The sequence below is a fragment of the Actinotignum saccati genome (assembly GCF_051265055.1).
In the GTDB taxonomy this organism is placed as follows: domain Bacteria; phylum Actinomycetota; class Actinomycetes; order Actinomycetales; family Actinomycetaceae; genus Actinotignum.
Genome location: NZ_JBOZCC010000002.1, coordinates 166,392 through 188,506, shown reverse-complemented (window position 1 = coordinate 188,506; position 22,115 = coordinate 166,392). Strand labels below are relative to the sequence as shown.

Annotated in this window: 18 protein-coding genes; 12 read left to right on the top strand and 6 right to left on the bottom strand. The window is 63.3% G+C overall.

The annotated features are described in order from the left end of the window. The first annotated feature begins 46 nt into the window (after positions 1-46). The 3 genes from ACRQEC_RS02300 (at position 47) to adhP (ending at position 3,440) form a co-directional block, all read left to right on the top strand. Entirely contained in the window at positions 47-1,129 is a 1,083-nt protein-coding gene (locus ACRQEC_RS02300) for a D-alanine--D-alanine ligase family protein (RefSeq protein WP_087070888.1), read from the top strand. Next, positions 1,130-2,188: a thiamine-phosphate kinase gene (gene thiL, locus ACRQEC_RS02295; protein WP_087070887.1), complete on the top strand. Its 1,059-nt coding sequence runs from the start codon at positions 1,130-1,132 to the stop codon at positions 2,186-2,188. A 235-nt stretch (positions 2,189-2,423) separates the two neighbouring features. Continuing rightward, a complete protein-coding gene (adhP, locus tag ACRQEC_RS02290) occupies positions 2,424-3,440 on the top strand; it encodes an alcohol dehydrogenase AdhP (RefSeq protein WP_026429465.1) in 1,017 nt (338 codons plus the stop codon). Between the two features lie 125 nt (positions 3,441-3,565). On the opposite strand, the gene rpmB is transcribed toward adhP, so the two are convergent. Further along, positions 3,566-3,757: a 50S ribosomal protein L28 gene (gene rpmB / locus ACRQEC_RS02285; protein ID WP_016442917.1), complete on the bottom strand. Its 192-nt coding sequence runs from the start codon at positions 3,755-3,757 to the stop codon at positions 3,566-3,568. A 292-nt stretch (positions 3,758-4,049) separates the two neighbouring features. Between rpmB and ACRQEC_RS02280 the strand changes: the two genes are divergently transcribed. The 8 genes from ACRQEC_RS02280 to ACRQEC_RS02245 all read left to right on the top strand — a co-directional run bounded on the left by ACRQEC_RS02280 (position 4,050) and on the right by ACRQEC_RS02245 (position 10,963). Beyond that, a complete protein-coding gene (locus ACRQEC_RS02280) occupies positions 4,050-6,263 on the top strand; it encodes an ATP-dependent DNA helicase RecG (protein ID WP_284883671.1) in 2,214 nt (737 codons plus the stop codon). Positions 6,264-6,266: 3 nt separating this feature from the next. Next, positions 6,267-6,917, top strand: a complete 651-nt coding sequence (locus ACRQEC_RS02275; protein WP_284883610.1) for an RsmD family RNA methyltransferase — start codon at positions 6,267-6,269, stop codon at positions 6,915-6,917. Positions 6,918-6,965: 48 nt separating this feature from the next. Then, complete coding sequence (gene coaD, locus ACRQEC_RS02270) at positions 6,966-7,439, top strand: pantetheine-phosphate adenylyltransferase (RefSeq protein ID WP_016442914.1); 474 nt, start codon at positions 6,966-6,968, stop codon at positions 7,437-7,439. Further along, entirely contained in the window at positions 7,436-8,029 is a 594-nt protein-coding gene (locus tag ACRQEC_RS02265; RefSeq protein ID WP_087070884.1) for a F0F1 ATP synthase subunit B family protein, read from the top strand. The genes coaD and ACRQEC_RS02265 overlap by 4 nt, the downstream gene beginning before the upstream one ends. Then, positions 8,029-8,589: a YceD family protein gene (locus tag ACRQEC_RS02260; RefSeq protein ID WP_087070883.1), complete on the top strand. Its 561-nt coding sequence runs from the start codon at positions 8,029-8,031 to the stop codon at positions 8,587-8,589. Before ACRQEC_RS02265 ends, ACRQEC_RS02260 begins: the two co-directional genes overlap by 1 nt. Before the next feature lie 11 nt (positions 8,590-8,600). After that, positions 8,601-9,380, top strand: a complete 780-nt coding sequence (gene rnc, locus ACRQEC_RS02255) for a ribonuclease III (RefSeq protein ID WP_234984510.1) — start codon at positions 8,601-8,603, stop codon at positions 9,378-9,380. 9 nt (positions 9,381-9,389) lie between these two features. Beyond that, entirely contained in the window at positions 9,390-10,271 is an 882-nt protein-coding gene (gene mutM, locus ACRQEC_RS02250) for a bifunctional DNA-formamidopyrimidine glycosylase/DNA-(apurinic or apyrimidinic site) lyase (protein WP_087070882.1), read from the top strand. 74 nt (positions 10,272-10,345) lie between these two features. Beyond that, positions 10,346-10,963: a response regulator gene (locus ACRQEC_RS02245; protein ID WP_039899046.1), complete on the top strand. Its 618-nt coding sequence runs from the start codon at positions 10,346-10,348 to the stop codon at positions 10,961-10,963. A 103-nt stretch (positions 10,964-11,066) separates the two neighbouring features. On the opposite strand, the gene ACRQEC_RS02240 is transcribed toward ACRQEC_RS02245, so the two are convergent. From ACRQEC_RS02240 to ACRQEC_RS02220, 5 genes are all read right to left on the bottom strand, one after another. Beyond that, positions 11,067-12,755, bottom strand: a complete 1,689-nt coding sequence (locus ACRQEC_RS02240; protein ID WP_284883586.1) for a GAF domain-containing sensor histidine kinase — start codon at positions 12,753-12,755, stop codon at positions 11,067-11,069. 2 nt (positions 12,756-12,757) lie between these two features. Further along, a complete protein-coding gene (cydC, locus tag ACRQEC_RS02235) occupies positions 12,758-14,518 on the bottom strand; it encodes a thiol reductant ABC exporter subunit CydC (protein ID WP_284883585.1) in 1,761 nt (586 codons plus the stop codon). Then, positions 14,515-16,284 carry a thiol reductant ABC exporter subunit CydD gene (cydD, locus tag ACRQEC_RS02230; RefSeq protein WP_284883584.1) on the bottom strand — a complete coding sequence of 590 codons (1,770 nt, stop codon included), beginning with the start codon at positions 16,282-16,284 and terminating at the stop codon, positions 14,515-14,517. The genes cydC and cydD overlap by 4 nt, the downstream gene beginning before the upstream one ends. A gap of 77 nt (positions 16,285-16,361) precedes the next feature. After that, on the bottom strand, positions 16,362-17,489 hold the full coding sequence (gene cydB / locus ACRQEC_RS02225) for a cytochrome d ubiquinol oxidase subunit II (protein ID WP_087070878.1): 1,128 nt from the start codon (positions 17,487-17,489) through the stop codon (positions 16,362-16,364). Between the two features lie 9 nt (positions 17,490-17,498). Further along, positions 17,499-19,004: a cytochrome ubiquinol oxidase subunit I gene (locus ACRQEC_RS02220; RefSeq protein WP_026429452.1), complete on the bottom strand. Its 1,506-nt coding sequence runs from the start codon at positions 19,002-19,004 to the stop codon at positions 17,499-17,501. 496 nt (positions 19,005-19,500) lie between these two features. Between ACRQEC_RS02220 and ACRQEC_RS02215 the strand changes: the two genes are divergently transcribed. After that, positions 19,501-21,957 (top strand): Rne/Rng family ribonuclease, encoded by a 2,457-nt coding sequence (locus ACRQEC_RS02215; RefSeq protein WP_284889071.1) that lies wholly within the window; start codon positions 19,501-19,503, stop codon positions 21,955-21,957. Positions 21,958-22,115: the final 158 nt, after the last annotated feature.

Sequence of the window (22,115 nt, the reverse complement as noted above, 5' to 3'; positions counted from 1 at the left end):
CGGCGTACTACCCTGGGAACAGCACTGAGTAGAAAGGTGTCCATTCGTGGCCACACATCACGTCGCCCTCATCTACGGGGGCGTATCCGGAGAACACTCCGTCTCTTGCCTCACCGCGGCGTCCGTCCTGGGAGCCATTGACCCGGAGCGCTACAGCGTTATCCCCATCGGCATCACCACCGAAGGCATCTGGGTTCCCATGAGCACGGAGGAGGTGGCTGCCGGCGCGGACGTGGAATACCACGGAGAACGCGTGCTGGCAGATTTCGGACCCGGCGGGGGATTTGTGGTGCGCGGTGAAGATGGCAGTTCGCGCAGCCTCGGGCCTATCGACGTGGCCTTCCCGCTGCTCCACGGCCCCTTCGGTGAAGATGGCACCATCCAGGGCACCTTCGAAATGATGGGCATTCCCTACGTGGGTTGCGGAGTTTTCGCCTCCGCCGCGGCCATGGATAAGCACTATATGAAATTGGTGCTGGAATCTGCCGGCCTGCCGGTTGCGCCTTACGTGCTCGTGGAACCCCAGCGCTGGAACGCCGATCCGGAGGGCGTGCGCGCGGAAGTAGCCGAACGTTTGCAGCTTCCCGTGTACGTCAAACCAGCTCGCGCGGGATCTTCACTGGGCATCACGCGGGTGGCTGAGCTTTCGCAGCTCGACGCCGCCATTGCCACAGCGCGCGCCGTCGACCCTAAAGTCATTGTGGAAACGGGAATCCCGGGCCGTGAAATCGAGTGCGCCGTCCTCGGTGGGCGTGGCGGTACCGCGCCGCGCGCGTCCGTACTCGGCGAAATCGTTTTGGACGTGCAATGGTATGACTACGCCACCAAATACGTGGCCACCGAAGGCTTCCACATGGAAATTCCCGCCGCGCTCCCGGAGGCGGACGCGGAGAAAATGCGAGGCCTGGCGCGGCGCGTTTTCGAGGTTTTCGAATGCGAAGGCATGACCCGCGTGGACTTCTTCTACACCGCCACCGGGGAGATGTACGTCAACGAACACAATACAATTCCCGGCTTCACCGCCGTGTCCATGTACCCCATCCTGTGGGAGAAAACCGGGCTGGCCTACCGCGATCTCATTTCCGAACTCATCGACCTCGCCCTCGCGCGCGGGGTAGGGCTGCGCTAAATGCCCCGGCCAGCTGCCAGCCATACGCCCGGGCCCCTGGTGCGCGACCTGAGCGAAGCGGAACTCCTCGCCCAGATCGTGCCGCTGCTTCCGCGCGGAGAAACAACAATCGTCCCCAGCGGGGATGATAGCGCGGTGCTCGGTCTGAGCGACGGCCGGGTCACGGTCTCCACCGATATGCTCGTGGAAGGCGTGCATTTTCGGCGCGACTGGTCCAGCGGGAGCGATGTCGGCTGGCGGGTGGCCGCCCAAAATATTGCCGACGCCGTTGCGATGGGAGCGCGGCCGCGGTCCCTCGTCGTCGCCATGGAACTGCCCGGGGACGTGCCGGTCGCCTGGGTACGGGACCTTGCGCGCGGCCTGGCCGAATGTTGCGGCCCGCTCGGATGTGGGGTCGACGGCGGAGACCTCGTGGGCGGGGGCCATATGGCCATCAGCGCCACCATTCTGGGTGATCTGGAAGGGCGCACCCCGCTGCAACGCTCGGCGGCAGCGCCCGGACAGCCCCTCATCCACTGCGGGAATCTAGGGCGGGCCGCGGCCGGCTTCGAACTGCTCAGCCGCGGCTTTGCGCCGGAACGGAGCGCTTTCCCGGATGCCGCCACCCGCCTCATTCAGGATTTTCTACGCCCGCGGCCGCCTGTGACCGAGGTGCTGCGCGCGGTTCGCGCCGGCTTGCGCGGGGCGATGATGGACGTATCCGATGGTTTGCTTCGCGATGCGCAGCGGATAGCCGCCGCTTCCGGGGTGCATATCGATATTCATTCGGAGACGCTTTCCCGCCACGCTCATGATCTCCTTGAGGTGGCCCGGCACCTGGGCCGTTCCGATCCGCTGGAGTGGGCTTATAGCTGCGTACTTACCGGGGGAGAGGACCACGGTTTCCTCGCCACGATGGACGTGAGCCCGGAACGGGCTTGGGGTGCGCGCATCCCGCATCTCCCGGAAGGCTTCAGCCTTATCGGGGCGGTGGAAGCCGCCCATCCGGGCGGATTGGTCACCGTGGACGGGCGTGCCTGGACGCGGGGGAGCGGCTGGGATCATTTCCGGCGCGGCTGAGCGCCACCGTTAATCCTCACGCCGAACTAGACCGCAGCTCGGAGCATTTCCGCCGTTGGTGAAGATGCTGGTAAAGGTCGCTGCGCCGTTATCCGGATAGGCGAATTTTTTGCGCGAAATCAGGACGTTCTCCCCTGGAATACTATGCTGCCGCTCGCAAAAATAAGAAGTGGTGCGGCGAACCGCACCGCATCAACTGGGAGTAAGGATGCTCCCGCTGAAATAGGAGGAGAAAATGCGAGCAGCGACAGTTCGAGAAACCTCGGACGGCTACGTTGACATTAAGGACGTGGAACTGCGCCCGATTAAGGCCAACGAAGCACTCGTCGATATCGAATACTGCGGCCTGTGCCATACGGATATCCACGTGGCGCTCGGAGATTTCGGTGACGTGCCCGGCCGCATTATCGGCCACGAGGGCGTGGGCGTTGTGGAACAAATCGGTGAGGATGTCACCTCGCTCAAGGTAGGCGACCGCGTGTCTGTCGCCTGGTTCTTCCGCGGCTGTGGCCACTGTGAATACTGCGTGACGGGCGACGAAACCCTGTGTCGGAACGTGGAAAATGCCGGTTACAGCGTTGACGGTGGCATGGCTGAAAAGTGCATCGTCGTGGCAGATTACGCCGTCAAGGTTCCCGAAGGGCTGGATCCGGCCGAAGCTTCGTCCATTACCTGCGCGGGCGTGACCACATACAAGGCCCTCAAGAATGGCAATATTCGCCCCGGCCAGTGGGTGGCGATTTACGGCGCGGGCGGGCTGGGTAACCTGGCCATCCAGTACGCCAAGAACGTTTTCCGGGCTCGCGTGGTGGCCGTGGATATCAATGATGAGAAGCTGGAATCGGCAAAGAAGGTCGGCGCTGACCTCGTTGTCAATTCCTCGGATATCAACTCCGGGGAATGGATCCAGAAGGAAGTGGGCGGCGTGGACGTCGCGGTGGTGACCGCGGTATCTCAGGTTGCTTTCGGCCAGGCCGTGGACGCCATGAAGGCCGCCGGCACCGTGGTGTGCGTCGGGCTCCCGAAGGGCACCATCGACCTGAATATCCACCGCACCGTTCTGGACGGCATTAAGGTGGTGGGCTCCCTCGTGGGCACCCGCCAGGATCTGGCAGAAGCCTTTGACTTCGGGGCCCAGGGCCTCGTCAAGCCGATCGTGGCCACGCGTCCTCTCGATGACATCAACGATATGATTGACGAAATGCTGGCCGGCAAGATCGAAGGCCGCATGGTTGTTGATTTCTCCAAGTAGTAGTCGCCCAAGTCATCTGATGAGTTAAACCGGAAGGCCGCACATCTCAAAAGGATGTGCGGCCTTCCGGTGCTGGCACTAGCTAACTCACGGGAGCGAGCCAGAGCCCAGCGAAGCCACAGTACTTAGGCGGCGCGCTGCACCTTGCCGGCCTTGAGGCACGAGGTGCACACGTTGAGGCGCTTGGGGGCGCCCTTCACAAGCGCGCGAACACGCTGAATATTCGGGTTCCAGCGGCGGCTAGTACGCACGTGCGAGTGCGAGACGCTCTTCCCGAAGCCCGGGTGCTTGCCGCAGACGTCACAAACAGAAGCCACGGTGTTCTCCTTCGGTTGATCATGGATCCGCTCGCGCACCTGCCGCTGTTCGGTAGATACACCTGAGCGCATAGGAAAATTACAACTCCACTAGTATAGCGGTCAGGAGAGCGCTTGCCAAAGGTTCCCTCCGTGGCGTAGGGCACGTGCGGCGGGAGTGGCGGCGTCGTCGTGACAAACAATGCACAGCCGTAACGGTGCCGGTCCGCACCACCGCGTGCCGTGCGTGCGACGTGCCGTGCTGGCAACGTGCCGTTAGGGAAAATATAACGCGGGTGTTAATGTGAAGAGTATGGACAGCGCGCAGGCGGCGGCACAGACGCGAGGTGGCAGCCCGGCCGTGGTATCGGACGGGTGGACCGCGCTCAGCGTGCCCCTTGAGCGCGCCCTGGGCAAACGCAGCGCCACCTCGTTCGCGCGGCTCGGCCTGCACACGGTGGGCGAGCTGCTCTACCACCTGCCGTTCCGTTACGCGCGGCGCGGCGAACTCCTCCCCATCGAGCAGGTGCGCGAAGGCGAGGACGTCACCGTGATCGGCCGGGTGGTGGGCGCGGAATTGCGGCCCATGCGCGCGCGGCGCGGCTTCATCCTCTCCGTTCTTATGACCGACGGCGCCCGCGAACTCAGCCTCACCTTCTTCGCGAAGTCGCAGCGGGTTTTGGCCTACCACGAACGGCGCCTGCAACCCGGCACGGTCGCCACCTTTTCGGGGACGGTGAGTTCCTATCGCGGCACCCTGCAACTCACCCACCCGGATTACGATCTGGTGGAAGACGAGGGGAGCGTGGATGTGGAGCGCCTGCGCCGCCCCATCCCCATCTATCACGCCAGCGCCGCGCTGCCCTCCTGGAAAATCGAGCGGGCGGTCAGCACCGTTCTCACCGGGCTGACCAGCGCGGATGTTCCCGATCTGCTTCCTGCCGGCTATCGGCGCGCCCACGGCCTGCCCACCCGGCTCGAGGCGCTGCGCCGGGCTCACCGCCCCGAGGAGCCCATCACCGCCGCGCTCGCCCAGCTGCCGTTCCGCCACGAAGAAGCCCTGGTGCTCCACACCGTCCTTGCCCGGCGCCGTGCCGCCCGCGCTGCGCATCCCACCACCGCCTACCCGCCGCATAGCGGTGGACTCCTGGACGCTTTCGACGCCCGCCTGCCATTTGAGCTCACCGCCGGGCAGCGCGCGGTAGGGGAAGAGATTTCCACCGACCTGGCCGCCACTACCCCGATGCAACGCCTGCTCCAAGGCGATGTGGGAAGCGGGAAAACCGTGGTGGCTCTGCGTGCCATGCTCCAGGTGGTCGATGGTGGGGGCCAGGCTGCTCTCCTGGCACCTACTGAAGTGCTGGCCGCCCAGCACGCCCGCAGCGTGCGTGAACTGCTCGGCGACCTGGGCGCGGGCGGGATGCTGGGTGCAGCCGAGCAATCCACCCGGGTGGAACTCCTCACCGGATCGCTGACCGCCAGCGAGCGCCGCGCCACCCTGGCCCGCATCGCCTCGGGAGAGGCCGGCATTATTATCGGCACTCACGCGCTGCTTTCCGATACCGTCCAGATTCCCTTCCTGGGCTTGGCGGTCGTGGACGAACAGCATCGCTTCGGGGTGGACCAGCGCGATAGCCTCGCGCGCGGCGTCCACACCCTCGTCATGACCGCCACCCCCATCCCGCGCACCGTCGCCATGACCGTTTTCGGAGATATGGCCGTGTCTACGCTGCGCGAACTGCCCGGCGGGCGCGCCGGCGTGAGCACCGTCGTCGTTCCGGAAAACCGCGCGAACTGGATCGCGCGCATGTGGTGGCGTGCCCGGGAAGAAATCGCAGGCGGCGGGCGCGTCTACGTGCTCGCTCCCCGTATTAGTGAGAACGACGACGCAGCCGCGCCCGCGGAGGACCCGGGCAGCGAAAGTACGCTGGCCACCGTTACTGAACTGGCCGAACGCCTGCGCGCCCTGCCCCAATTCGAGGGAATCGCGGTGGGGGAGATGCACGGGCGGCTGAGCGCCGCGGAAAAAGATGCCGCCATGGCGGATTTCGCGGCCGGGCGGGTCCCGGTGCTCGTCTCCACCACCGTTATCGAAGTGGGGGTGGATGTTCCGCAGGCCACCATGATGATCATTATGAATGCCGAACGCTTCGGGCTGTCCCAGCTACACCAGCTGCGCGGGCGCATCGGGCGTGGGAGCAAAGCCGGGCTGTGCCTGGCGGTGAGCGGCGCCCCGGAAGGGAGCCTGGCCGCCGAACGCCTCGCGGCTTTCGCCGCCACCACGGACGGTTTCGCGTTGGCCGAAAAAGATGTGGAGCTGCGCTCCGAAGGTGATGTGCTGGGGACGCGGCAGGCGGGAACCACCTCCCACCTGCGTTTCCTCTCCGCTGTGCGCGACGCTGATATTATCGCTACCGCGCGCGCCGCCGCCACGGACCTCGTGGAACGCGGCGCGCTGCCGGCGGAACTGGAGCGGGCCGCGGATGCGCTGGATACCGAGCGCGCCACCTACCTGGAAAGGGGATAAGCAATGACACGTATTGTTGCCGGAACCGCCAAGGGGCATATTCTGCGGGTGCCGAGTTCGGGAACCCGCCCCACCTCGGAAAAAGCACGCGAAGCGGTATTTTCCCGGCTCGACCATCGCGGCTTTATTGCCGATGGGGAAATCCTGGATCTTTTTGCCGGCTCGGGTGCGCTGGGGTTGGAAGCGAAAAGCCGCGGGGCGCGCGCCGTCGTGCTGGTGGAATCGGAAGGGCCGGCGGTCAGCATTATTCGTGACAATGCTGCCCGCGCCCACCTCGATGTGACCGTGGTGCGGATGAAAGCGGAAAAGTATCTTTCCCAAGAACCGAATTATCGTTTCGACGCCGTTTTCGTGGACCCGCCCTACCGTTATACAGAAGCACAGATCACGAAAGTGCTCGAAGGCCTGGCCCCGCATGTAGCCGCGGACGCCGTCGTCGTAGTGGAACGCGATAGCTCCTCACCGGAACCGAGCTGGCCGGAGGGCTGGGAACTCGATGATTCGCGCCGCTACGGGACCGCGATGCTGTGGACGGCGCAGCGCAGTGCTGGCGCGGAAGGCGAAGAGACGGCGGCGCCCGGCGCAACCGCGGCGGCGAGCGAGCGCCCCGCAGCGGCAAGCGACAGCCCCGTGCCGGCCAAGAGCGCGCAATAATCGCGCGTCGACTAGGCCGAGCGCCTCAGGAAAGATTAGGCTATAACTATGACGCTTGCAGTCTGCCCCGGATCCTTCGATCCCGTCACATTCGGACATCTCGACGTTTTTGCCCGCGCCGCTTCCCTCTTTGACGAGGTTGTTATTCTGGTCGCGCATAACTCTTCGAAAAATCCGCTTTTTTCGCCGCGGCAACGCGTCGAGTTCATTCGCGAAGAAGTGCGCCATATGGCCAATGTGCGGGTGGAGGATTTCGGCGGGCTGCTGGTGGATTTTTGCCGCGATATCCGGGCGGACGCCATCGTCAAGGGGCTGCGCTCCGCGGTGGATCTGGACGCGGAATACCCCATGGCGCTCATGAACCGGGAAATATCGGGCATCGAAACGGTGTTCCTGGTGGGGGACCCGGCGAAAGGCCATATTGCCTCCTCGCTGGTCAAAGATGTGGCACGGCACAAAGGTGACGTGCGGAGTTTCGTTCCCGCGCGGGTGGCGCGGGCTTTGGAAGAGGAGATGCAATGACTCAGGATACGCGCGGGCAATCGGTGGTGGAGATCCTCGATGAGCTCCTCGCCCTGGTGGATAACGCCCGGTCCATCCCCATGTCCGCCTCGGTGATGATCAACCAATCCGAGGTGCGTGACCTGCTCCAGCTCGCCCGCGATGCGGTACCCGACCAGGTGCTCCGCGCCGATGACGTGCTGGCCGATATTGATTCGGTGCGTGCCTCCGGCCGCCAGGAAGCTGCCAGTATTATTGCTTCGGCCCGGCAGGATGCGGAAAATATCGTGGCCGAAGCACGCGCCCAGGCCAGCCGGCTCGTCTCCAATGACGCCATCACCATCGCGGCGCGCTCCACGGCCGCCCGGATTGAGGACGAAGCCAAGCAGAAGGCCGAACGGCTGCGCGACGGCGCCAACCACTACTCCGATTCCACCCTCGCCACCCTGGAAGGCCAGGTCAACGGGGTGGCAGCCGCGCTGGAAGAAGCCGTGCGGGCCGCGCACGAAAAAATGGATGCGGCCCTCGCGCAGATTTACGCGGGCCGGGAAGTCCTCGCCAGCCGCCAAGAAACCACCGACGCTGTTTTTGATCATTCCGAGGAGGAATAGTGGACCTTCGCAGTCCTTTTGTTGTGTCGCTGCACGATTTACCGCGTAGCGACGGCTCCCTCATGCCGGTGCGGGAAACCTTTGCCGCCCCCGCGGATATGGGCATCGAGCTCATGACCGTCCCCACCGGCTCCGAGCTGGATGTGGACCTCAGCCTCACCTCGGTTTCCGAAGGCGTGTACATCGGCGGGCAGGTGCATTTCACGGTTGCGGGCCAGTGCTCGCGCTGCCTGCGCGATATTCACGAAGAACGCACCCAGGACGTATCCGACCTGGCCTACTACCCGCAGCGGCGCGCCGAACTCATCGCCGAAGGGGATGAGGACGCCGAAGAACACCCGGTTATTGAGGATGACCACGTGGATTTGGAACCGGTGCTGCGCGATGCCATCGTGCTCAACCTGCCCTTCCAGCCATTGTGTTCGCCCACCTGCCAGGGCCTGTGCGCCGGCTGCGGGGAACGCCTGGAAGACCTGCCCGAAGGGCACCACCACGAGGCCCCGCCGCTGCGCTCAGATGCCCTGGACGCACTGGAAGCCCAGCTGCGAGCACAGGAGTAAGTGGAATACATATGGCCTATCGCGAATTAGTGGAACAGTGGGGAATTGACCTGCCCCGGCCGCTGCTGCGCCGCGCCCTCACGCATCGCAGCTTCGCTTTCGAACACGACGAACCCCATAACGAACGCCTGGAATTCCTAGGTGACTCCATTTTGGGCCTCATTATCGCGGAGAAAGTTTTCCGGGAATACCCGGATGCTTCCGAAGGTGATATGTCCCAGATGAAAACCTATGCGGTTTCCGAAAAGGCGCTCGCCGATGTGGCGCGACGCATCAACCTGGGCGATTCCCTGCGCCTGGGCCGCGGGGAAGACCGCTCCGGCGGGCGCAATAAGGACTCCATCCTTTCCGATACCGTGGAAGCGCTGATCGCCGCGACCTACCTGGAACACGGGATGGAACCTACCCGCGAGATCGTGGACCGGCTTCTCGATTCCAAGATCAAAGACGCCTCCGTGCTGGGCCCGAATCTCGATTGGCAAACGAGTTTCGAGGAGCTCGCGCACGGCCTGGGCTGGGAGGGCACCATGGAGTTCGAACTCAGCTCCACCGGCCCCGATCACGCCCGCGTTTTCACGGCCGTTGCTTCAATGGCCGGGCGCGCATGGGGCAGCGGCGAAGGCACCTCGCAAAAGAACGCACGCCACGCCGCCGCGGAAGCCTCCTACCGGATTCTCGCCGATCTGATCGAGAAGGGTGAAGTCCAACCGGTGGCTGAGGATAAGAACGACGACGCAGCTCCCGGCACGGGTGCATCCGCCACCGAGGGCACTGCCGGCGCGGAATCCTAGTAGGTAGGCGTGCCCGAACTTCCCGAAGTTGAATCCATCCGGCGCGGGCTGGCCGAACACCTGGTCGGCCGCCGCATCCTTGCCGCCCGCGCTTTCGGCACCCGCGTGATCCGCCGAGCCCCGCAGGGCCTGGCCCCGGTAGTGGGCCGCACCGTGCGAGCGGTGGTGCGGCGCGGAAAATTCCTGTGGTGCGATATGGGGGAGGACCTGGCCCTCCTCGCCCACCTGGGCATGTCCGGGCAGTTCCGGGTGGATGAGCCGGGTGGGGAAGAAAGCTCGGCCGGGCAGCGCCGCCACCTGCGGGCCCGTTTCGAACTCGATAATGGCCTGATCCTTGACTTCGTGGACCAGCGCACTTTCGGCTACCTGGCACCGGTCGCTTTCCAGGCCACCGCTGATGGCCAGCCGGGCGGGGCGGGATCCAAGCGCGCCGTCGTACCCGTGCCCGTGGCGCATATTGCCCGCGATCTTCTTGACCCCTATCTGGACGAAACCGCGCTGCGGGGCGTTCTCAGCACCACGCGACGCGCGCTCAAACGCGTGCTCCTCGACCAGGAGATTGTTTCCGGAATCGGCAATATTTACGCCGATGAAATGCTCTACCGGGCGCGCATCCACCCGGAGGCGACCGCGCTACCCGCGGCTGCGGCACAGGCACTGCTCGACGCCGGGCGGGAAGTACTGGAGGCCGCGCTGGCCGCCGGCGGAACTTCGTTTGACAGCTTGTATGTGCATGTCAATGGGGAGAGCGGCTATTTTGAGCGGTCCTTGCAGGCCTACGGGCGGGCCGGGCAGCCCTGCGCGCGCTGCGGTGCTCCCTTGCAGAAAATTACCCTCGGGGGCCGTTCCACCACGCTGTGCCCGGTATGTCAAGTCGCTCGGATTGGGTAGAATAAGGGCGGATTATTGACCGATGATGGTGATGCAAAAAGGAGGGCCGGCGCGTGGCACAAAATATTCGCGTCATGATTATTGATGATCATGAAGTGGTACGGCGGGGAATCATTGAGGTGGTTGACCGTTCGGAGGGCCTCGAGGTGGTTGCTGAAGCCGGATGCGTAGAAGAAGCGGTGCGGCGCGGCGGCCTGGTGCTCCCCGATGTGGCGCTGGTGGATTTGCGCCTCCCGGACGGCACCGGAATTGACATTATTAATCAATTCCAGGAGGTCAGCCCGGATACCAAGTGCATCGTCCTCACCTCTTTTGATGACGACGACGCCCTCTCCGAATCCCTCAACGCCGGCGCGAAAGCGTACCTTTTGAAGTCGGTGCGCGGGGCGGAGATCTCGGACAATATCAAAGCCGTGGCCGAAGGTCGCGTTCTCCTCGATGAGCGCACGGTCTCGCGCCGGCGCGCCGATCATGATGACCCCACCGCCGATCTCACCCCTTCGGAACGCAACGTTCTTGAGCTGATCGGGGATGGGCTATCCAACCGGGAAATCGGCGAGCAGCTCGGGGTGGCGGAAAAGACGGTGAAGAACCACATCACCTCGCTGCTGTCCAAGATGGGCTTGCAGCGGCGCACCCAGGTGGCCGCGTGGGTGGCCGGCCAGCGTGCCACCGGTTGGCGTAACCAGTAAGAACGCTTGTTGTGGCGGAGCAGCTGAGCAGCCACCCGCTTGATCCAGCAGTCATAGTGCCCGCTTAGGTGCCTGCGCCTGTCGCCCTCACCTAAGCGGGCATTTAGCCGTCAATAAGGGCCCGCCAGCGCACCACCGTACCGCGGTCGCTTCCCGGAGCGATGGAGAAGGTGCCGTGGTGGCGCCGAGCCCGGGCGGCCAGATTAGACAGCCCCGAACGCCGGCTCAATTCACCAATGCCCACACCGTCATCGGCAACTTCCACGCTAATATCGCGGTCGGTGACGGTGACCGTCACGGTGATGGAATGGGCGTGGGCATGGCGCACCGCATTAGAGAGGCATTCGCGCACCACCGCGATAACGTCGTCGCTAATATCCGAACCGATGGCATCATCGATTTCGGTGTGGGTACCGCTATCAATATCTTCGCCGCGCACGGTAATCCGTAGGCTCGGGGTGAAACCGAGCTGCGCCGTGACTGAGCTGACCTCGCGGCGCAGGCGTGAAACCACCGGAACAGACGTATCGGGGCCGCGCAGCGAGTAAATAATCTGGCGGATCTGCGCCACGGATTCGTCAATCGACTCGATGGCGTTATCGAGGGAATCGAGCACGTTATCGGCCACCGCATCCTCGGTTGCCAAATCATCACGCAGTGCGGCCAGACGCATCCCGGAAGCAAAAAGCTGCTGGATCGCGAAATCGTGCAGATCGCGTGAAATACGGGAGCGTTCTTCCAGCTGGGCTGATTGGGCTTGCACATAGCGGGCATCGGCCAGCTCCAGGGCAAGGGCCGCCTGATTAGCCACGCTTTCCGCCATCGTCAAATCAACCATGTCGAATTCGGCGCGCCCGCGCAGTCGGGCCAGGATAATAACGCCGCGTGCGGTATCCCCGCCGGCCATGGGCGCGTAGAGAAGCGGACCAAAACGGTCAAGGGGATTATCGGGGGAGGGAGGCGCGGTGCTCGTATCGATAATGCGCCCGAGCCCGCTTTGGGCCACGGCCCGCGCCCGGGAATCCCGCCCGAAGGTGGTTCCCACCAGGTCCTGCCCGGCATCCCCCGCCACAAATTCGCAGGCCCAGGTATCAGCCACCGAAGGCAAAATAATGAGGGCCAGGTCGGCATCCGCCACCCGCCGCATTTCGGTGGCGATGAGCTGGAGGGCCTCTTCTTCGTCGCTTCCTTGCAGCAGCGCGATAGTGATGCGCCGCGAGGCGGAAAGCCATTGCGCACGGGAATTCGATTCCTCGTACAGGCGCGCATTTTCGACGGCGATGGTGGCCGCGCGCGCCAAGAGCGCAATGAGGTTAATATCGGATTCGCTAAAAGCTCCGGGTTTGTTAAAGAAGATGACTCGGGCGAGCACCCGGTTCCCGGTCATGAGGCGGGAGGTGAGGAAATTGGTGATTCCCGGCCCGTAGATTCCGTCCCGGTGATTGGCGGCGCTCAGGGGAGTGCTGCCAGCGGCGGGCTCCGGGGTGATGCCGCTCTCATCGTGCACGGCGCTCACCGCTTCGGCGCGATCCCACATCACGGTATCCTCATCGCCCAGGCTGGCCAGGTCCCGATCCAGGCTGGTGGGGGTGAGGCTGGCTACCACGGGTAGCGGCTGGCCCAGGGTGACAATGCTCGTCACCTTTTCCGCCGAATTGAAGATGAGAACGGCGGCGCTGGATGCCCCGGTTAGTTTCAATCCGGCGCCGGCCAGATTTTCGAGCACCTGGGTGCGATCCAGGCGCGCGGTCAAGGCCAGCGCATTGAAAATAACCGTTGTGGTATCCAGCATCCTTATTCCTGTTTCGCCGCCCATGCGTATGAGGCGAGCCTTTCGGTGAGCTCCTCGTGGGTGCCGCGCGCGCTCACGTGGGCGATACCGCCCTCATCGCGGGTTATCACAATAACCTCGTCGGCCGCATCGAGGGGCGTGAGCCGGTGCGTCACCAAGATAATAGTACGCGGGTCAGCGCTATTCTTACCTGCCCGGAGCAAATCGCGGATAAGCTCATCGGCGGTTTCCGGGTCGAGGTGCTCGCCGGGTTCATCCAGGAGCAAGAATTCCGCGTCGGAGGCCAGTGCGCGGGCAAGGAGCAGGCGCCGTCGTTCTCCACCGGAAATCGTGGCGGCGTCCTCTCCCAGCAGGGTGTGTACCCCGCGCGGAAGCTGGGTGAGCCAAGTGCCCAGGCCCGCTCGCACCAGCAGCTCCACCGCTTCTCTTTCCGTAACCGAAGGGCGGGCTACCCGTAGGTTTTCCAGCACGGTTGTTTCAAAAACGTGGGCGTCTTCCGCCGTGAGGGTGAGGGTGTGGGAGACGGTGCGCCGATCAAGGGTGGAAACTTCGTGCCCGTCCAGGCGCACCGAGCCGGCGTGCGGGCGCAGCATTCCCGCCAGGGTATAGAGCAGGGTCGATTTCCCGATTCCGGAATGCCCCACGATGGCGATGGAGGAGCCGCGTTCCACGTGCAGCTCGAAAGGCCCGGCCACATCCGGACCGCCCGGCCACCCGATAATAAGGTCGGTGGCATGCAGGCCGCGCTCCGCAACCGGGGCCGGGGCTTCCGGTTCCTCACTGCGCTGGGCCCGGTCGAGGAGCTCGAGGATTCGCTGGGCGGCCTTGGCGGAACGCACCAGCTGGATAGCGGCTTCCCCGAGGCCCTGAGTGGCTTCAAAAGCGGCGAGCGGGGTGAGCACACAAACCGCCAGCGCGGTAGCGGAAAGAGTGCCGGCATCCAGGGCGCGGCTCCCGATAAGAATCGCTCCCACCACGGCAATCCCCATAGCGAGGGTATCGAGGGCGATGGCGAGGGCCTGGGGGCGGGCCGCGGCATCCCGGTGGCGGAAGATCCGCTGTTCGGTGGCTTCCTGCACGTCCTCCATGGCGCCCACCCGCCCGGCGACCCGCAGCTCCGCGGCGGAATCCAGCATGGTCAGCGCGGTTGCGGAAATCTCGGTTTCGTCACGCACCTGCGCTTCTTCGGCGATGCGCCCACCGCGCATGGCCAGGTAGGGCGCGAGAATCCCGGAAATCAGGAGGCAACCGGCCAGCAGCAGGCCGATGGGCGGGCACAAAATCCCCACGATGAGGCAGGAAACCAGGCAGACGATCCCGGCAACCGCGCCGGGTTGCACCGCTTTGACGACGACGTCGCCAACCGAATCGACATCCCGGCCGGTACGGGCGAGCAGGTCACCACGCCGCACCGAAGTGACGACGTCGGTGGGGGAATCGGCCAGGGTCGCGTACACGGCAGTACGAAGATTGGACATCCCGTAGAGGGTCACTCGGTGCGAGAAAATCCGGTTAACATAGCGCAACAATGCCTTGGATACCCCGAAGAAACGTACCGAGGTGGTGGCTACCCCGAGGGCAAGCACCGGTGGCATTTGGGACGCACGGGTAATAAGCCAGGCAGAAACGGCAGCCAGGGCCACCGAACTGCTCAGCCCGGCAGCCCCCGCCGCAACGGAGCCCCAGAATCCGCCCTTATCCACGCGCAGCAGGCGCAGGGCACGGGTAAGAGCGCGGCGTTCATCTTGAGGGAAAGTACTCACTTGGTCACCTCGGTTGTCTGGGAGTTGGCGGATGCGGTGGCCGGTTGCGCGGTGGTTTGCGTGTGCGCGTGCGCTGCCGCGGGCTCTGGAACCGGCCCTGCGTTGGCGGGAGACGCGGTGGCCGGTTGCGCCGTCGTCGATACAACATCAATAACCGCGTCCGCAAGATCGAGAAGCGCGGTGCGGTGCGCGATGACAATAACCGTACGGCCCTGCGCGCGCAGATGCGCAACAGATTCGACGACGCGCTTTTCGCTACGGGCATCCAGGTGGGCGGAAGGTTCATCGAGGAGCACCAGCGGGCGCTCGGATACCAGGGCGCGGGTGAGGGCGAGGCGTTGGCGCTGACCAACAGAGAGGCCCACCCCGCCCTGCCCAATAAAGGTATTCCAGCCTTCGGGAAGTTCGGCGATGACCTCATCAAAACCGGCGAGGGCGGCGGCGCGCTCCAGGGCCGGTCCCGGAGTTACCCCGATATTTTCCGCCACGGTTCCTGGCACAATAACCGGGCGTTGGGAAACCCAGGAGACCTGCGCCCACAGGCTTTCTTGGCGGATGTCTGCGAGCGGCGTGGTGCCGATATGCACGGTTCCGCTATCGGGGGTAATGAAGCGGAGGAGCACATTCGCCGTCGTCGTTTTTCCGGAACCGGAAGCCCCGCGCAAAGCCGTGACGCGCCCGGGAAGGATCTGGGCATTCAGATGCGAGGGAGCGATGGTATCGCGGCCCGGGGCGAGCACCGAAAGATCGGAGATGGTGATGGGGGAGGTGGCCAGATCCGGGCAGTCGAGCGTGCCGTTTTCCACGGGCAGGGGCTGTTCGAGCAGGTCAAAGACCTGGGCGGAGGCGGCCACGCCGTTGGAGGAGGCGTGGAATTGGGTGCCCACTTCCCGCAGCGGTTTGAAGACTTCCGGGGTGAGCATAATAATCGTCAGGCCGGTGAAAAGGGAGACATTTCCGGCCACCATGCGCAGGCCCACCTCCACCGCAACGAGGGCGGTGGAGAGGGTGGCGAGGAATTCCAGAACAGCACCGGAAAGGAAAGCAATATAGAGAGTTTGGAGTGTTTTCTTCGCGTAATCATCGCCGAGGTGCTTGACGCGCCGGGCCGGGCCTTCTTCACGCCCGAGCGCTTTGAGGGTGGAAAGGCCCCCCAGGAGGTCGAGGAGCTGCTGGCCCAGGCGCTGCATGGAGGCGAGGCGTTCATTGGAGAAAGCCTGGGTCATGCGTCCGATGAGGATCATGAAAATCGGGATGAGGGGGATGCAGGCCACGATGGCGATAGCGCTCACCCAATCGAGGAAAAGAATGACGACGAGCGCGAAGGGCGTGACCGTGCAGGTGAGGATGAGCTGGGGGAGGAATTTGACGAAGTAGGGTTCCAGATCGTCCAGCCCGGAGGTCACCAGGGTGACGGTGGTGGAGGTGTTTCCCGCGGCGAGCCAGCGGTCGCCCAGATCGCCGGCGCGGCGTAGTACCCGGGCACGCAGATTGGCGATGGTGCGCAGTGCGGCGCGGTGGCCGTAGGATTCACGGATATAGATGAGAAGGCTGCGCGCGGTGAAGGCCGCCGCAACCCCGAACACGGGCCAGCCAATATCACGGAAGGTGAGATCGCCGTCCGCCACCGGGGCAACCGAGGCGGCTATAAAGAAGCATTGCGCGAGCACGAGCGCTGTTTCAAGAAAACCAACGCCGCCGAGTAGGGCGACATAGCGGCGCGCCGTGGGCGCGAATTTCATGAGTCGAGCATCAACGGGCTTCATTCTTCTCCTTGTGAGGGGTTATGAGGGGAGGCCGCGCGCACGGTGCGTGCGCGCGGCCTCCCGGTCTCACGTGCTACTTAGCGAACCTCGAACTCGCGGATCTTCTTCGGTTCCAATCCCACGGGTTCCTCGGGGATTTGGCCAGCGTCAATACGCTTGCGGAACACGGAGTATGCCCACACCGTGTAACCAAGGACAATCGGAACGAAGATGAGTGCCGCAATGGTCATGATAGTTTGCGTCGGCGCGGTGGCCGAAGCCTGCGCGATTGTGAGGGAGTAGGCCTCGTTGATCGACGACTTCATGACGTAGGGAACCATCATCGCGAAGATGGTGGATACCGCCCCGGCAATAGCCGCGAAGTGCAGCCCGAAGGCCAGAATTTCGCGGTTGGCCCACGTGGCTACCACGGTGGCGATAAGGAGCAGCGCGCAAATCGCCAGCGGGATAATCGCCAGCACCTGCGAGCTGTACACGAAGTAGGCCCACAGCGCCCAGACCGCGGTGATCGCCGTGGAGATCACGGTGGTGCGCTTCGCCAGGTTAATGGAGCGCAGCTGGAGTTCACCGGCCGTCTTAATCGAGAGCCACAGCGCGCCGTGACTGAAGAAGAGCGAGAGGGTCACGAGCCCGCCCAGGATGGTGAAGGGAGTGAGCAGCGAGAAGAACCCGCCGGTCAGGTAGTGGTGGTTATCCGCGAGGGCTTCCCAGGTCACCGCATCGGGTGCCACAGCCACGAACTCACCGGAGGAGTAGTTGCCCACTTCGATTTTCATCCCGGCCACGAGGTTGGCGAACGCCACCCCGAAGAGGATCGAGACGATCCACGAGACGATGCAATGCAGGGTGTCCCAGGTGTTACGCCAGCGCTCGGTGCGGATCATCTTGCGCCATTCGAGGGCGCAGATCCGGATAATGAGGCAGACGAGCACCAGGACAAGGGCGATGTACATACCCGAGAACATGGTGGCGTACCATTCCGGGAACGCCGCGAAGGTAGCGCCACCGGCGGTGAGCAGCCACACTTCGTTGCCATCCCAGTGGGGGCCAATCGAGTTGATCATCGCGCGGCGTTCACGTTCATTACGCGCAAAGGTCTTGAGGAACATCCCCACGCCGTAGCCGAAGCCCTCCAGAGCGAGGAAACCAATCCACAGGACCGCTACGAGGATGAACCACAGTGTCATCAAAAATGTTTGTTCCATGAGGTCCTCCTAGTAAACGAAATTCGGGGTAGATTTCGCATCGTATTCGACGACCTTCTTGTGGGTATTGATACCCTCGCGCAGGTAGCGGCCCAAGAGCCAGACCCATACCACGCCCAGTGCCGAGTAAAGCACCGTGAAGATCGTTAGCGAGAAGGCCACGCTGCCACCATTGACGGAATGGGAAACACCCAGATCCGTCATAAGGAGCACGCCGTCGATTTGAGTCGGGTACACGATCCACGGCTGGCGGCCAATTTCGGTCAGGATCCAGCCCGCGGAGTTCGCCACGAATTGCAGCGGAATCATCCACAGCCAGAACTTACCCCAGCTTTCCGAGCGCATGATCCGGTCCCCGCGCAGCACCCACAGCCCGAGGGCCGCGATAAGGATGTCCAGCAATCCAACTCCGACCATGACGCGGAAGGAGTAGTAGGAGGCTAGAACATTCGGGGTGACCTGCTGGTTTTCGAACGCGGTATCGAATTTCTCCACGAGTTCCGCATTGACGTTTTCCATCTGGTGGATGCGGTCCCGCACCCGCTCATTAGCTTCGCTAATGGATTCCAGCCGTGATTCGGGGCCGGACCAGTGGTTGGTCATCATGAAGGATTCCAGGCCGGGAATCGGTACGTAAATGGAGGTGGCGTCCTCGCAGCTATTGCCCCACATCACGAGGGACAGCTTGGCGTTTTCTTCACCCTGGCACACACCCATCATGGCCGCGGCCTTGGGCGGCTGGATCACGCCGAGGTGCTGGCCCATGTAGTGGCCGGAGAGCGCGGCGATAATCGCGGCAACCAGGGTGACCTTGAGGCCGAGCTTGGCGGTGGGCTTCCAGTATTCGCGCGCCTCGACTTCATTGCCGGAGAGGCGAATAGAGCGGGCCATCCACCAGAACGCGAAGCCGGCCACCACAACGCCCGCCAGCGTAAAGGCGGCGCCCATGGTGTGGAGGAAGGTGAGTACCCAGGTGGTATTAGCGAACAGACCGAGGAAGCCCGCCATGCCGTCCAGTTCCGCGCGCCCGGTTTCCGGGTTGAAAACCGCGCCGTGCGGATCCTGCATGAAGGAGTTCGCGGCCAAAATCCAGGCCGCGGAGATCACGGTACCCATGGAGAAAAGCCAGATGGTCAGGTTGTGCACCTTGGGGGAGAGGCGGCCCTTGCCGAAGATCCACAATCCGAGGAACGTGGACTCCAGGAAGAACGCCAGGAGGGCCTCGAAAGCGAGCGGGGCGCCGAAGATGTCACCGACGAAACGCGAGTACTCCGACCAGTTCAACCCGAACTGGAATTCCTGCACGATACCGGTGGCAACGCCGAGCGCGAAGTTGATGAGCAGGATCTTGCCGAAGAAATCGGTAATCCGCTGCCACTTCGGATCGCCCGTTTTGCGGGCCTTAGTTTGCATATACGCAACGATGACAGACAGGCCAATGGTCAGGGGCACCTGAAGCCAGTGGTAGACGGTTGTAATACCGAACTGCCATCGCGCAAGGGTGATCGGATCCACCTTTTCACCTTTCCGATGTGTAACACGTGTGATCGCGCGTGGAGCGCTGCGGGGGTCCCGTAGCAGCGCGATCATTTTTTCACCCTCGATCCTACTCACCGCAGCGGCAATAAGAGGTATCGAACGCGGGGGACTTTTGTCCGGCGCGGCGCGCATGTGGAATCTGGCACTCAGCTTAGCGACACCTGTCCAAAAATAAGGACGAAAGTCCCGACCGGGCTCATGTGGTGGAAGTTGCGCGCTGAGCTGAGGTGCCGGCTTCGCGGAGATCTCGGGAACCTCCCAGCGCCGGTCGAGGACTCCTCATGTAGAATCGATACCAGTGTACCGGGTGCTACCGTATCGCCCCGGTGGTTTGAGGCAGTGAAGAACCTGGCCGGCAGATTGTGAGCGCCGGATATGCCCTCGGACGTAGATATGCTTGCGCGGCATTGGCCGCAATGGTGACAGGCCCGCACGGGATACGGGGTGCGCTCCTGTCGGGAAGTGTAGACGAATGGCGAAAGAAGCCACCGCGTCGGAGCACGGCACCGTGAGTGCGGCTGCGGCGAACCCGTTTTTTATTTCGACACCAGAAGAAGAAGTGGTAGACATCCCGCGCTTCCGTATTAATACGGATATTCCGCTCTTCCAGGAACCCGACGCCGCCAACGCCATCCGGGTCACCTACCTCGTTGATGACGATTCCTCCAGTGGCGCAGATTCTGATTCTGGCGATAATTCTTCCTCCCGGCGCACCCGCCGGCGCGAACGTGGCGAACATGATTCTTCCGCCCGCACGCCTCGAGTTTCTCAGAACGACGACGCCGCCCCTGAAGAAGGCGACCACGAGGACACGGATGATACTTCGGTAGCGCCCACCCGCAGGCGTCGTCGTAGCCTTTCTTCCGATGATGAAGTGGCAGCGCCCCGGGGCTCCACTCGCCTGGCTGCCAAGCGGGCTCGCCGGCGCGAAAACCGCGAGGGGTCGGCGCGCCGGCGCGGTTCCATTACGGAAGTGGAATACCTGGCGCGGCGCGAATCGGTCAAGCGTGACATGATCGTGCGTGAACGCGATGGTCTCAACCAAATCGCGGTGCTTGAAGATGATGTGCTCGTTGAGCATTATGTGGCGCGGCATACCCAGATTTCCATGGTCGGCAATGTGTACCTGGGGCGGGTGCAAAATGTGCTGCCCTCGATGGAAGCCGCTTTCGTGGATATCGGTAAGGGGCGCAACGCGGTCCTCTACGCCGGGGAAGTGGATTGGAAAGCCGCCGGCGTTACCGGAAAGAATCGCCGTATCGAGCAGGCCCTGAAATCCGGGGATACCGTGCTGGTGCAGGTCACCAAGGATCCTATTGGCCACAAGGGTGCGCGGCTGACCAGCCAGGTTACCCTGGCCGGGCGGCACCTTGTTCTTGTTCCCGGTGGGGATATGACCGGTATTTCGCGTAAGCTTCCCGATTCGGAACGCTCGCGGCTCAAGAAGCTTCTTAAAGAAATTGTGCCGGAAGATCACGGCGTTATTGTGCGCACCGCTGCCGAAGGGGCGAGCGCTGAACAGCTCCAGGATGACGTGGATCGCCTGACGAAGAGTTGGAAGGAAATTCAGCGCAAGGCCAAGGCTGCGAAAACCGCGCCGCAGGTACTCAAGAGCGAGCCGGAACTCGCCGTGCGGGTGGTCCGCGATATCTTCAACGAAGATTTTGATTCCCTACGCGTGCAGGGTGAGGATGCTTGGGAAACGATTTCCACCTACGTGGAAGAGCTGTCCCCTGAACTCATGGATCGGGTGAGCCGCTGGGATGATTCCCGCGATATTTTCGAGGCCTACCGGGTGGAAGAGCAGCTCGCCAAGGCTTTTGATCGCAAGGTGTGGCTGCCCTCGGGCGGAACCCTCGTTATTGACCGCACCGAAGCCATGACGGTGGTGGACGTGAACACCGGGAAGTTCACCGGATCGGGTGGTTCGCTGGAAGAAACCGTCACCCGCAATAATTTGGAAGCGGCCGAGGAAATCGTGCGGCAATTGCGGCTGCGCGATATCGGCGGGATTGTGGTTATTGACTTTATTGATATGGTCCTGGAATCCAACCGTGACCTGGTGCTGCGCCGGCTCATCGAGTGCCTCGGGCGGGATCGCACCCGCCACCAGGTGGCGGAAGTGACCTCCCTGGGCCTGGTGCAGATGACCCGCAAGCGCGTGGGGCAGGGCCTCGTGGAGGCCTTCTCTACCGTCTGTGAAGCCTGCGAAGGGCGCGGCTATATTATTCATGATCACCCGGTGGAGGAAAACGAAGAACCCCACGCGCCCCGCAAGCGCAAGGCGCGGCGGGAAGCTACCGCGCCGCAGCGCGAGGCGGCTGTGCAGATGATGAATTCCATCGCCGCTGCCGGGCATGCTGATGCGCAGCAGAAAGATAGCCAGGAGAAGGCGGACAATCAGGAGCAAGCGGATAAGCCCGCTGAATCACGGAAATCCGCGAAGCGGGAGAAGTCGGAAAAGCCGGAGAAACCTGAAAAGTCGGAGAAGTCAGATAAACAGGACAAGCCCGAGAAGCAGCCGGCTACGCGGCGTCGTCGTACCTCGCGCAGCGCGGCAGCCACCGCGGATACCTCGAGCGCTACCACCAAGGATGCGGCTGTCACGGGCCGCGCATCTAGCGGATCGGGTAGCGCACCTACTGGATCGGGTAGCGCAAGCACCGGAACCGGCATTGCAAGCACGGGCACCGCGCGGAAGACCGGCATGGTTATCTCCTCCGGCGTGGTGAGCCCCACGCACGCGGCCGCATCGACTAGTGCCCACGCAAAGACGGTGTCGCCGTCGTCCTCTATCCACACCGGATCGAGTGAAGCGGCTAACGGTACGCGCGGGGGTACCAAGCGGCGCGCCGTGGTTTCCGCCGGGCCCATCTCCACCGGAACCGGGGCGGGAGTCCTGAGTTTCCCGGCGCAATCCCAAGGATAAACCGAGGTGGTGGAATGCGCCGCGAACCTAAGGTACGTGGCGCATCCCATAGCGACACGGCCGGTCTCATGCGCAGTCTCACTTGTAAGAAAGCGGGTCAACGCAGTAAAGTAGATGGTCGGTGCTTAGGCACTCAGTCGTTTAAGTGCGCTGTCCAG